Origin of the sequence: Nocardioides sediminis (genome assembly GCF_003047295.1) — a bacterium.
In the GTDB taxonomy this organism is placed as follows: Bacteria; Actinomycetota; Actinomycetes; order Propionibacteriales; family Nocardioidaceae; genus Nocardioides; species Nocardioides sediminis.
Window position 1 is genome coordinate 147,968 of the sequence record NZ_PZYZ01000005.1, and the last position, 11,349, is coordinate 159,316.

Below are 11,349 nucleotides of genomic sequence, written 5' to 3' on the forward strand. Positions count from 1 at the left end.
GTGGGGTGGCTTTCATGCCTTGTGCTTCCCGGCCGCCTCGGCGAGGACCTCGACGTGCACCTCGAAGTCCTCGATCACCGGGTTGGAGAGCAGCGTCTCGGCCATCTTGGTGACCTCCGCGAGGGCCTCGTCCGACGGCTCACCGTCGAGCTCGAGCTCGAAGCGCTTGCCCTGGCGGACGTCGGTGACGCCGGCGAAGCCCAGCCGCGGCAGGGCGCCGAGGACGGCCTTGCCCTGCGGGTCGAGGATCTCGGGCTTGGGCATGACATCGACCACGTAACGGGCCACGGGACGCTCCTGGGACGGCGGCGGGGTGCGCCCCGATCCTATCGGCGGCCCACGGTGGCGGCACATCGCGTCCGCGGGGCCGGACCGGGTGCCGTGCGCCGCCACCCTGGCGACGACGGATCAGGTACGCCGCGCCGAGACGATGAGCAGCGCGACGCCGAGCCCGGCGATGAGCGGTCCGACGATCGCCCAGAAGGAGGAGCCCGTCATGGCCGACCCACCGACGTACCCCAGACCCTGGAAGGTGAACAGCGCCCCGAAGACCACCATCACCAGCCCGACCGGGATGCCGATGCCGCGCTTCACTTGAGCTCGCGCTTGAGGATCTTGCCGGTGGCCGTCATCGGGAGGGCGTCGACGAGCTCGACGATGCGCGGGTACTTGTAGCCCGCCATCTGCTCCTTGCTCCACGCGACGATCTCCTCGGGCGTGACGTCGACGTCCTTCTCCGGGATGATCACGGCCTTGATCTCCTCGCCGTGGCTCTCGTGCGGGACGCCGATGACGGCGGCGAGGCTGACGGCGGGGTGCGTCATCAGCACCTCCTCGACCTCGCGCGGGTACACGTTGTAGCCGCCGCGGATGATCATGTCCTTGGAGCGGTCGACGATGTAGTAGTAGCCGTCCTCGTCCTTGCGGGCGAGGTCACCGGAGCGGAACCAGCCGTCGTGGATGGCGTCGGCGGTCGCGTCGGGGCGGTCGTAGTAGCCCTTCATGATGTTGGGACCCTTGATGGCGATCTCGCCGACGTCGCCCTCGGCGTCGTTCCAGCTCCCCGGCTCGGGGTTGATCAGCTTCATCTCCACGCCGGGGATCGGGACGCCGATCGACCCGACGCGCACCTCCTGCCCGTACGGCGAGAAGCTGGCCACCGGCGACGTCTCGGACAGGCCGTAGCCCTCGAGGATGGTGACGCCGAAGCGCTTCTCGAACTCCTTGTGCACCTCGACCGGCAGCGCCGAGCCGCCGGCGGCGGCGACCCGCAGCCTGTCGGCGATGGCGTGGACGTCGACCCCGGAGTCGTCGAGCGCGCCGAGGAGGCCCCAGTACATGGTCGGGACGCCGGCGAAGAACGTGACGCCCTCCTTGGCCATCGTCTTGAGCGCCGCGTCGGCCTCGAAGCGGGGCAGCATCACCACGGTGCCGCCGAAGGCGAAGCCGCCGTTCTGGATGACCGTCTGGCCGAAGGAGTGGAACAGCGGCAGCACGCACAGGTAGGTGTCGGGCTTCGAGGCGTCGGCGCCGAAGAGGTCCTTGCCGGCCATCGCGTTGGAGTGCATGTTGCGGTGCCGCAGCTCGGCGCCCTTGGGCTGGCCGGTGGTGCCGGACGTGTAGAGGATGACGGCGGTGTCGTCGTCGTCCACGGCCACGGTGTCGAACGTCGGCGGCTGCCCGGCGAGCGCCTGGCCGAGCGTCTCGGTGCCCTCGATCGGGGAGGCCGCGGCCGGGTCGACGGTGATCACGAAGAAGTGCTCGCAGCCGGGGGTGGCCCCGAAGCCCTCGTGACCGGCCTGGCCGATCGGGAGCTCGTCGGTGCCCTGGAAGCAGAAGTAGGCCTTCGCGTCCGAGTCGGCGAGGTGGTAGGCCACCTCGCGGCCCTTGAGCAGCACGTTGAGCGGCACCACGGTCGCCCCCGCCTTGAGGATCCCGTAGTAGACGATCGGGAAGTACGGCAGGTTGGGGCAGCTCAGCGCCACCTTGTCGCCCGGCCGGATGCCGCGCGAGACGAGCAGGTTGGCGACCTGGTTGGCGGCGCCGTCGACCTGTGCGTAGGTGAGTCGGGTGTCGCCGAGGACCACGGCCTCGCGGTCGGCGTACTGGCTGGCGGAGTCTTCGAGCAGCGAGGAGAGGTTCGGCATGCCGCCAAACCTACTCAGAGGTAGTGACGCCAGTCACCCGTCGTCTCGCGGAGACCTCAGTCCGTACGCCGGGCCAGGATGCGCCCGGCCCTGCGCACGTCCGCGGCGATCGCGAGACCGGCCAGCCGGCCGGCCACGCTCGCGGGCACGCGCCAGGCGCCACGGCCGCCCACGTCGCCGCTGACGTCGACGCGGCAACCACGCGGCGTACGGGCGAAGCGGAGCGACAGCGTCGCCTCCACGCCGCGCCACCAGCCGCGCTCGGTCCAGACGTGCGGCGGGTCCATCTCGACGATCTCGAGCCGGGGACGGACGCCGACGGTCGTCGTCTCCTGCCACCTCTGGCCCAGGTGGGGCTCCTCGCCGGCCGGCACGGTCACCGAGCGCAGCGACGACTGCCACTCCGGACGGTTGCGGGGGTCGGAGAGGTAGGCGTAGGCGACCTCGACCGGGACGGGGAGGTCGACGGAGGTGCGGAAGCCGGTCAGAACGTCTCCCCCGTCAGTCGTTCGTAGGCCTCGACGTAGCGGGAGCGGGTGCGCTCGACGACCTCCGGAGGCAGCGGTGGCGGGGCCTCGCCGGAGGTCCGGTCCCAGCCGGACTCGGCCGAGGTGAGCCAGTCGCGGACGATCTGCTTGTCGTACGACGGCTGGGGGCGGCCGGGCTGCCACTCGTCCAGCGGCCAGAAGCGCGAGGAGTCGGGGGTGAGCACCTCGTCGGCCAGCACCGTCGTGCCGCGCCGTCCTGAGCCTGTCGAAGGGTCGGGGCGGGCACCGAACTCGACCTTGGTGTCGGCCAGGATGATGCCGCGCTCCCGGGCCAGGTCGTGGGCCCTGCCGTAGACCTCCATCGTCAGCATCCGCAGCTCGGCCGCCTCGTCGTCACCGACGGCCTCGACGACCGCCTCGTAGGAGACGTTCTCGTCGTGGTCCCCGAGCGCGGCCTTGGTGGCCGGGGTGAAGATCGGCTCCGGGAGCCGGGATCCGTCCTCGAGGCCGGCGGGCAGCCTGATGCCGCACACCTCGCCGGTGTGCCGGTAGTCGAGCAGGCCCGACCCGGTGAGGTAGCCCCGGGCGACGCACTCGACGGGGTACATCTCCAGCGCCTCGCAGACCACCGCCCGGCCGCGGACGGCCTCGGGCACGTCGGTGGAGACGACGTGGTGGGGCACCAGGTCCTTCAGCTGGCCGAACCACCACAGCGACATGCGGGTGAGGATCTCGCCCTTGTCGGGGATGGTCGTGTCGAGCACGAAGTCGTATGCGGAGATCCGGTCGCTGGCCACCATCAGGAGGCGGCCGGCGTGCTCGCCGGACTCGATGCGGTAGAGGTCGCGCACCTTGCCCGAGTGGAGGTGGGTCGCGCCCTCGATCACCGGGGCGTCGGGGATGTTGTGGTCGGCCACGGGCCCGAGCCTATCGGCGTACGACGCGTGGGCGGTCGGGCATCTTGCCGGCCACGCACCGGCACGTGGTCGCCCCGGCCACCGCGGCCATCACCAGCAGTGGCGCCGCCCACGAGCTCACCCCGAGTCCCTCGACGGCCAGGAGACCGACGACCACGGCGGGCGTGGCCAGCAGGCCGACCAGCGTGGCCCGGCGACGCGCGGCGGGCAGCGGTCGGTCGCGGCCGACCACGACGGTCAGCAGGGCGCCGACCGCGAGGCCGACGAACGCGCCGTACAGCAGGCCGAAGGAGCCACCGATGGCGAGACCCGCGAGGGGTTCGCCGGGCAGGAGGAAGAGCAGCAGGCCCCACAGGGCACCGACGGGGATGCCGGCCGCGGCGCCCATGAGCAGCCCGGCAGCGAGCCACCAGGGCTCCGGTCGCCGCCGTTGCTCGCTCACGGCAGCAACCTAGGTCAACGGTGCAGCCACCAGGCCATCTTTCGCGTGACCCACGGCAGGAACACGTAGGTCATCAGCGGCGTCATGATCGTGGTCACCAGAACCACCCGCGGGACGAGCGACCAGCCGGCGATGGTGTGCGAGGCGACCCAGTTGGCGGTCAGGCTCAGCGGCAGGAAGACCATGTAGATGACCGCCATCTGCTTCCACCGCGGGGGCGGGATCGGGGTCGGCGTCAGCGACTCGACCGACGAGGGCTCGTCGAACCAGCCCTCGATGCCCGTACGACGCTCGGTGCGGGTCGACTCGATCCGCCCCTGGGCGGCCTCGAGCCACCACGCCCGCTGCGGGCTGGCCTCCCAGCGGGCCAGCGACTCGGCGTCGGCGAAGCGGTAGAGCATGTGCCACTCGGGCGACTCCTGGCTCGGCCGGACCCAGCCGGACCCGAGGAAGCCGTCGAAGTTCTCGGCCAGCGACGTGCCGGCCTGCACCCACGCGCGCATCTCCGTCTCCTGGGACGGGTCGATGTGCCGGGTGACCGAGACGGTGACGGGAGCGGACATGACGCCCATTGTCGCCGCGGCCGCGGCGTCGTACCGAACCGGCGACGACGGGACGTGCGCCACACGGCGGTCCGGGGCAGGCCGCGCGCTGGCCCACCCGCAGGGGTGCGCCGACCCATCCACGTCCGGTCGTGACCGCGAACACACCGTCGTGGGCCGGTCCCGGTCCACGTTCCTCCACAGGGAGAAGAAGCTCATGAAGAAGCAGCAGACACTCGTAGCCGGTCTCGGCGTGGCGGCCCTCCTCGGCGGTGGGGCGCTCGGCGTCGGCACCTCGGCGCAGGCCCAGGAGCAGCAGCGCACGGCCGACGAGGTCGTGAACGGCCGCCTGCTCCCGCTCAACAGCTCCGGCGCCTACGGCAAGGCCAAGGTCGACCTCGACGGCAAGCGAGCGGAGATCCGCGTCCGGGCCAACCGGCTCGCACCGAACCTGCCCCACGCGCAGCACATCCACTTCGGGGCCAAGGCCCGCAACGAGTGCCCGACCGCCGCCGACGCCGGCCGCGACCACCGCCTCACCACCACCGACGGTGCCGACGCCTACGGCCCGGTGAAGACCTCGTTGACGACCGGCGGCGACACCTCGCCCGACAGCACCCTGGCGGTGGACAGGTTCCCGACCGCGCCCAACGGCAAGGTGCGCTACCAGCGCGACATCACGCTGTCGTCCAAGAAGCTGGCGCGGGCCATCCGGGACGGCAAGGGCGTGGTGGTCATCCACGGCGTGGACTACAACGGCAACGGCGAGTACGACTTCAGCTCCGGCAAGAGCGACCTCGACAAGAGCCTGCCCGCCGAGGCCACCGACCCGGCCGTGTGCGGCGTGCTGAAGTGACGTGCGGCCGGGCCGCCGGCCGACCGCCGTCGTCGAGACGGCCGGTCCCGGTGGCCCGGCGCAGGACCCGTCGAGGATGACCGGCCACCTTCGTGGGGGGTGAGAAGGTGGCGACGATGACCCAGCACGAGGAGGCCGACGCCGCGGCCAAGGAGGAGCACGTCCCCGACCCCCGTCGGTGGCGGGTGCTCGCCGTGTCGCTGCTGGTCGGCTTCATGTCGCTGCTCGACGTCACCATCGTCAACGTCGCGGTCCCCTCGATCCGGTCCAGCCTCGACACCTCGACCGCCGCGGTGCAGTGGGTCGTGTCGGGCTACGCGCTGGCCTTCGGCATGACCCTGGTGGGTGGCGGCCGCCTCGGCGACGCGCACGGCCGCCGCCGGATGATGGTGATCGGCCTGCTCGGCTTCATCGCCTCCAGCGCCGCGGTCGGGCTGGCGCCCAACGCCACCGCGATCGTCGTCGCCCGGCTGGTCCAGGGCGCGAGCGCCGGGCTGCTCACGCCGCAGAACTCCGGCCTCATCCAGCAGCTGTTCCGCGGCGAGGAGCGCGGCCGGGCCTTCGGGATGTTCGGCTTCACCGTCGCCGTCGCATCGGCGACGGGCCCGCTGATCGGCGGCCTGCTCATCGGCCTGCTCGGGGAGGAGAACGGCTGGCGCTCGCTGTTCCTCATCAACGTCCCGATCGGCCTGGTGGCGCTGGTGATGGTCCTGCGCCTCGTCCCGGACAACCCGGGCGGCCGCGACGCCGAGAAGGACACCCGCGTCGACGTGCCGGGCGCCCTGCTCCTCGGGCTGGCGGTGCTGGCCGTGCTCTATCCCCTCATCAGCGTCGAGGGCGGCGCGCGCTGGCCGCTGGTCATCGTGGCCGCGTTCCCCCTGCTCGCCTGGGCGTTCGTCCGCTGGGAGCAGCACACCGTGCGCAACGGCCGCCCGCCCCTGCTGGACGTGTCGCTGCTGCGCGGACTGCCCGGCTACGCCAACGGGCTGCTGGTCGGGACGCTGTACTTCACCGGCTTCACCGGCATCTTCCTGGTCCTCTCGGTGCACCTGCAGGAGGGCATCGGCTTCTCGCCACTCCAGGCGGCGCTGCTGATGACGCCGTTCGCGGTGGGGGCGGCCACCACGGCCCCGCTGGCCGGGCGGCTGGTGGGCCGGCTCGGCCGTCGGGTCACGCTGCTCGCGCTGTCGGTGATGATGACCGGTACGGCGCTCGCGGCCTGGCTGGTCACCTCGCCCTCGGACACGCTGTGGTGGACCCTCGCGCCGGCGATGTTCCTCGCCGGGGTCGGCGGCGGCGGCGTCATCTCCCCCAACTTCACGCTCACGCTCGCGCAGGTGCCGCCGCGGATGGGCGGGGCCGCCGGCGGCGCCCTGCAGACCGGTCAGCGGATCGGGTCGGCGCTCGGCGCGGCGCTGCTGATGACCGTCTACCAGGCCGCGGCCGGCACGACCTCCCCCGAGGTGGCGGCCCGCTGGGCGCTGGTCACGGCGCTGGCCGTGCTGTCGATCGCGCTGGCGGCGGCCGTGCGGTCCTGGCGCTCGGGCGACTGAGCGTCGTACGCGCTCGGTCTCGTCGTCCCGCCCGAGTGGACCCCGCCCGGCTGGGTAGTTTGGGACGATCTCGTGGGCGGAATCGCGATCTCACCTACGAGTTCGTCCCAAACTATCGGGGCTGGGGGCGAGGGCTGGGGGCGGCGCGAGGTCCCCGGGTCAGTAGCGGATCGCGAACTCCCGGTGCCCGCCGACGGCGGCCTCGCGCACGGCGACGTTGCGGACCCGGGAGCCCGAGGGGCCACGGCGGCACCAGGCGACGAGGGCGTCGACGTCGCCCTGGGCGCCCTCGGCGTGCACGGCGACCGAGCCGTCCGGCTCGTTGCGCACCCAGCCGGTCACGCCGAGGCGCTCGGCCTCCTGCTGCGTCGCGGCCCGGAACGACACGCCCTGCACCCTGCCGCTGACGTGGAGCTCGACTGCCGTGGTCACGCCCCCCATCATGGCGCGAGACTGGCCGCATGGGCCCGGAGGACCTCTTCGCGGGCCACCCGGCGGGGCTCGCGATCCACGACCGGGTGGCCGAGGTGGTCGGGGCGCTCGGGGACGTGGAGTCCCGGGTGACGCGCAGCCAGGTCGCGTTCCGGCACGGACGCGGCTTCGCGTTCGTGTGGCGCCCCGGTCAGTACGTCCGCTCGCAGGTGCCCGCCGTGCTGTCCATCGCGCTGCCGCGGGAGGTGTCGTCCCCGCGGTTCAAGGAGGTCGTGCACCCCTCGCCACGCGTGTGGATGCACCACCTCGAGCTCGACGACGCCGACCAGGTCGACGACGAGGTGCGGGCCTGGCTGCGGGAGGCGTGGGAGCACGCCGCCCGCTGAGTCACCTCAGAGGATCGCGCCCGGGGTGTACGTCGCGGCGTCGGGGTGGGCGGCGGCCAGGGCCTCCACCCGCGCGACCACGGCCTGCACCTGGGCGACCGCGGCGCCGGTGAACTCGATCGGGTCGGCCACCAGCCCGTCGATCTCCTCCCGGCTCAGACCCAGCCGCGAGTCGGCGGCGAGCCGGTCGAACACGTCGTTCTCGGCCTGCCCCTGGCGCATCGCGAGGGCGACGCCGACGGCGGCCTCCTTGATGGCCTCGTGGCCGACCTCGCGGCCGACCCCCTTGCGGACCGCGGCCATGAGCACCTTGGTGGTGGCCAGGAACGGCAGGTAGCGGTCGAGCTCGCGCTGGATGACGGCCGGGAAGGCGCCGAACTCGTCGAGCACCGTGAGGAAGGTCTGGAAGAGGCCGTCGACCGCGAAGAAGGCATCGGGCAGCGCCACGCGGCGTACGACCGAGCAGGACACGTCGCCCTCGTTCCACTGGTCGCCGGCGAGCTCGCCGACCATGGAGAGGTAGCCGCGGGTGATGACCGCGAGGCCGTTGACGCGCTCGCAGGAGCGGGTGTTCATCTTGTGCGGCATCGCCGAGGAGCCGACCTGGCCCTCCTTGAACCCCTCGGTCACCAGCTCGATGCCGGCCATCAGCCGGATGGTGGTGGCCAGGTTGGACGGACCGGCGGTGAGCTGCACCAGCGCGGAGAGCACGTCGAAGTCCAGCGAGCGGGGGTAGACCTGGCCGACGCTGGTGAGCACGTGGTCGAAGCCGAGGTGGGCGGCGACCCGGGTCTCGAGCTCGTCGAGCCGGGAGGCGTCGCCGCCGAGCAGGTCGAGCATGTCCTGGGAGGTGCCCATCGGGCCCTTGATGCCGCGCAGCGGGTAGCGGGCGAGCAGCTCCTCGACGCGCTGCACCGCGATCAGCATCTCGTCGGCGATCGTCGCGAAGCGCTTGCCCAGCGTCGTCGCCTGCGCGGCGACGTTGTGGGAGCGGCCGGCCATCACGGTGGTCTCGTGCTCGGCGGCGAGCCGCGCGAGCCGGGCCAGCGTGGCGACGGCGCGGTCGCGGACCAGCGTGAGCGACTGGCGGACCTGGAGCTGCTCGACGTTCTCGGTGAGGTCGCGGCTCGTCATGCCCTTGTGGATGTGCTCGTGGCCGGCGAGCGCCGCGAACTCCTCGATGCGTGCCTTCACGTCGTGGCGGGTGACCCGCTCGCGGGCCGCGATGGAGGCGAGGTCGACCTGGTCGACGACCTTCTCGTAGGCCTCGATCACCCCGTCGGGCACGTCGACCCCGAGGTCGCGCTGGGCGGTGAGCACCGCGATCCACAGCTGCCGCTCGAGCACGATCTTGTGCTCCGGGCTCCAGATCGCGGCGAGGTCGGCGCCGGCGTAGCGGGTGGCGAGGACGTTGGGGACGGTCATCAGTTCTCCTGGGTCAGCGAGGCGCCCTCGACGACACCCAGCGGTTCGGCGGCGATGTCCCGGCGCCACTGGGCACCGGGGAACGAGATGGTGTTGATGCCCTCGTAGGCCTTCGCCCGGGCGTCGGCGACGTCGGAGCCCACGGCCCGGACGGCGAGCACCCGGCCGCCGGCGGTCACGAGCCGACCGTCGTCGCTGCGGACGGTGCCCGCGTGGATCACGTCGACGTCGGTCTCGACCGCGAGGGTCTCCGTGCCGACGATGACGTCGCCCGTCGACGACGACTCGGGATAGCCCGCGCTGGCCATCACCACGGTCACCGAGGCGCCGTCGGCGAAGGTCGGCGGCGGTACGGCGGACAGGTCGCCGTCGGCGGCCGCCTTGAGGAGGTCGCCGAGCGAGGAGGTGAGCAGCGCGAGCACCGGCTGCACGTCCGGGTCGCCGAAGCGGCAGTTGAACTCGATGACCCGCGGGCCGTCGGCGGTGAGCGCGAGACCGACGTACAGGGTGCCGAGGAAGGGCGACTCGCGGCGGACCATCTCGTCCAGGGTCGGCTGGACGACGGTCGCGAGGACCTGCTCGGCGAGGTCGGGCGGCGCCCACGGGAGCGGCGAGTAGGCGCCCATGCCGCCGGTGTTGGGCCCGCGGCCGCCGTCGAAGATGCGCTTGAAGTCCTGGGCCGGCTGCAGCGCCCGCGCGGTGGTGCCGTCGCAGACGGCGAAGAGCGACACCTCGGGACCGTCGAGGAACTCCTCCACGACGACGCGCTCGCACGCGGCCGCGTGGGCCAGCGCCTCGTCACGGTCCGTGGTCACGACGACGCCCTTGCCCGCGGCGAGGCCGTCGTCCTTCACGACGTACGGCGCGCCCAGCGCGTCGAGGGCGGCCGCCGCCTCGTCGGGGGTGGTGCACACGAAGGAGCGGGCGGTCGGCACGCCGGCGGCGGCCATCACGTCCTTGCTGAACGCCTTGGACCCCTCGAGCCGGGCGGCCTCCCAGCTCGGGCCGTAGCACGCGATGCCCGCCGCACGGACCGCGTCGGCCACCCCCGCGACCAGCGGGGCCTCCGGACCGACCACGACGAGGTCGACGCCGAGACGCGTGGCCAGCGCGGCGACGTCGGCCCCGTCCATGGGGTCGACGTCGTGCAGGCTGGCGACCTCGGCGATGCCCGGGTTGCCCGGCGCGGCGTGCACCTCGGCGTCGGGGTCGCGGGCCAGGGAGCGGGCGAGCGCGTGCTCGCGACCGCCGGTGCCGATGACGAGGGACTTCACGGGCGTCGATCCTATCGGCGTACGGACGCGTCACTCCCCGCCGCGGGTCCCGCGGACACGCATCTCGAACGCCGCACGGGCGTCGTCGTCGCGCCGGCCCAGCACGTCGGTGGCGAAGAGCCGCGCCAGCGCCTGCTGCGCACCCCACGGAAGGGCACCCCCGACCCGGGACAGCGGGCCGGCCCACCGCGGCACCCACGTCTCGGGGCGGGGCACGCGGACGACGTCCTCGACCACCTCCGCGACGTCCTCGGGCCCGATCTCCCTCATGCCCCGCGCCTGGGGCACGCCCGCGGCGAGCTCGGTGCGCACCACGGTCGGCATCACCAGCGACACGTCCAGGCCATGCGGCCCGAGCTCGAGGCGGGTGGCCTCGCTGAAGCCGACCACCGCGAACTTGCTGGCGCTGTAGGTCGCCGCGTCGGCCGTGGCCACCCGGCCCACCGCGGAGGCGACGTTGACGAGGTGCCCACTCCCCCGCTCGACCATCCCCGGGGCGACGGCCTTGGTGCCCAGGACGACACCGTGCAGGTTGACGTCCACGACCGCCCGGGCGACCTCCTCGTCCTCCTGCAGGACTGGGCCGACGGGCATGATCCCGGCGTTGTTGACCAGCACGTCGATCGCGCCGGCCAGGTCCACGAACTCCCGCCAGGACTCCGCGCTCGTCACGTCGAGGCGGTGGTGGCGCACCCCGAGCCGCTCGGCGCCCTGCTCGAGCAGCTCTCCGTCGACGTCGCCGACGACGACGTCCGCGCCCGCGCGTCGCAGCCGCTCCGCCGTGGCCGCGCCGATCCCGCGGGCACCGCCGCTGATCGCGACGGTGAGGCCGGCGATGTCCCGGGGGCTGCGACGTAGACGCATGCTCCCAGCCTCGCCCCGGCCGG

The 11,349-nt window shown here is 73.0% G+C and carries 14 protein-coding genes; 3 read left to right on the forward strand and 11 right to left on the reverse strand.

The window, feature by feature from the left end; genetic code table 11:
• Window positions 1-12: 12 nt before the first annotated feature.
• The 7 genes from purS to DAI17_RS13105 form a co-directional block, all read right to left on the reverse strand.
• Window positions 13-288, reverse strand: coding sequence for a phosphoribosylformylglycinamidine synthase subunit PurS (gene purS / locus DAI17_RS13075; RefSeq protein ID WP_107773640.1), 276 nt, complete (start codon window positions 286-288; stop codon window positions 13-15).
• A 120-nt stretch (window positions 289-408) separates the two neighbouring features.
• Complete coding sequence (locus tag DAI17_RS13080; RefSeq protein WP_107773641.1) at window positions 409-594, reverse strand: hypothetical protein; 186 nt, start codon at window positions 592-594, stop codon at window positions 409-411.
• The gene (locus DAI17_RS13085) at window positions 591-2,147 is read right to left on the reverse strand and encodes a long-chain-fatty-acid--CoA ligase (RefSeq protein WP_107773642.1); all 1,557 of its coding nucleotides are present in this window, start codon (window positions 2,145-2,147) and stop codon (window positions 591-593) included. Before DAI17_RS13085 ends, DAI17_RS13080 begins: the two co-directional genes overlap by 4 nt.
• Window positions 2,148-2,203: 56 nt before the next feature.
• Window positions 2,204-2,743: an SRPBCC family protein gene (locus DAI17_RS21560; protein ID WP_234412506.1), complete on the reverse strand. Its 540-nt coding sequence runs from the start codon at window positions 2,741-2,743 to the stop codon at window positions 2,204-2,206.
• Window positions 2,632-3,552, reverse strand: coding sequence for a phosphoribosylaminoimidazolesuccinocarboxamide synthase (locus DAI17_RS13095; RefSeq protein WP_199905108.1), 921 nt, complete (start codon window positions 3,550-3,552; stop codon window positions 2,632-2,634). The genes DAI17_RS21560 and DAI17_RS13095 overlap by 112 nt, the downstream gene beginning before the upstream one ends.
• Before the next feature lie 10 nt (window positions 3,553-3,562).
• A complete protein-coding gene (locus DAI17_RS13100; RefSeq protein ID WP_107773644.1) occupies window positions 3,563-3,994 on the reverse strand; it encodes a hypothetical protein in 432 nt (143 codons plus the stop codon).
• A 14-nt stretch (window positions 3,995-4,008) separates the two neighbouring features.
• The gene (locus tag DAI17_RS13105; RefSeq protein WP_107773814.1) at window positions 4,009-4,557 is read right to left on the reverse strand and encodes an antibiotic biosynthesis monooxygenase; all 549 of its coding nucleotides are present in this window, start codon (window positions 4,555-4,557) and stop codon (window positions 4,009-4,011) included.
• A gap of 196 nt (window positions 4,558-4,753) precedes the next feature.
• On the opposite strand from DAI17_RS13105, the gene DAI17_RS13110 reads away from it, so the two are divergent.
• Entirely contained in the window at window positions 4,754-5,392 is a 639-nt protein-coding gene (locus DAI17_RS13110; RefSeq protein WP_159081524.1) for a hypothetical protein, read from the forward strand.
• A 116-nt stretch (window positions 5,393-5,508) separates the two neighbouring features.
• Window positions 5,509-6,945 carry an MFS transporter gene (locus DAI17_RS13115; RefSeq protein ID WP_199905109.1) on the forward strand — a complete coding sequence of 479 codons (1,437 nt, stop codon included), beginning with the start codon at window positions 5,509-5,511 and terminating at the stop codon, window positions 6,943-6,945.
• Window positions 6,946-7,104: 159 nt separating this feature from the next.
• On the opposite strand, the gene DAI17_RS13120 is transcribed toward DAI17_RS13115, so the two are convergent.
• Window positions 7,105-7,386, reverse strand: a complete 282-nt coding sequence (locus tag DAI17_RS13120; protein ID WP_107773815.1) for an acylphosphatase — start codon at window positions 7,384-7,386, stop codon at window positions 7,105-7,107.
• Between the two features lie 20 nt (window positions 7,387-7,406).
• Here DAI17_RS13120 and DAI17_RS13125 point away from each other — a divergent pair, with 20 nt between their 5' ends.
• Window positions 7,407-7,763, forward strand: coding sequence for a DUF5655 domain-containing protein (locus DAI17_RS13125; protein ID WP_107773646.1), 357 nt, complete (start codon window positions 7,407-7,409; stop codon window positions 7,761-7,763).
• A 6-nt stretch (window positions 7,764-7,769) separates the two neighbouring features.
• On the opposite strand, the gene purB is transcribed toward DAI17_RS13125, so the two are convergent.
• The 3 genes from purB to DAI17_RS13140 are packed head-to-tail and all read right to left on the reverse strand — an operon-like array spanning window position 7,770 to window position 11,326.
• Window positions 7,770-9,188 carry an adenylosuccinate lyase gene (purB, locus tag DAI17_RS13130; RefSeq protein ID WP_107773647.1) on the reverse strand — a complete coding sequence of 473 codons (1,419 nt, stop codon included), beginning with the start codon at window positions 9,186-9,188 and terminating at the stop codon, window positions 7,770-7,772.
• Window positions 9,188-10,462 (reverse strand): phosphoribosylamine--glycine ligase, encoded by a 1,275-nt coding sequence (gene purD / locus DAI17_RS13135; RefSeq protein ID WP_107773648.1) that lies wholly within the window; start codon window positions 10,460-10,462, stop codon window positions 9,188-9,190. The genes purB and purD overlap by 1 nt, the downstream gene beginning before the upstream one ends.
• Before the next feature lie 30 nt (window positions 10,463-10,492).
• Entirely contained in the window at window positions 10,493-11,326 is an 834-nt protein-coding gene (locus DAI17_RS13140; RefSeq protein ID WP_107773649.1) for an SDR family oxidoreductase, read from the reverse strand.
• Window positions 11,327-11,349: the final 23 nt, after the last annotated feature.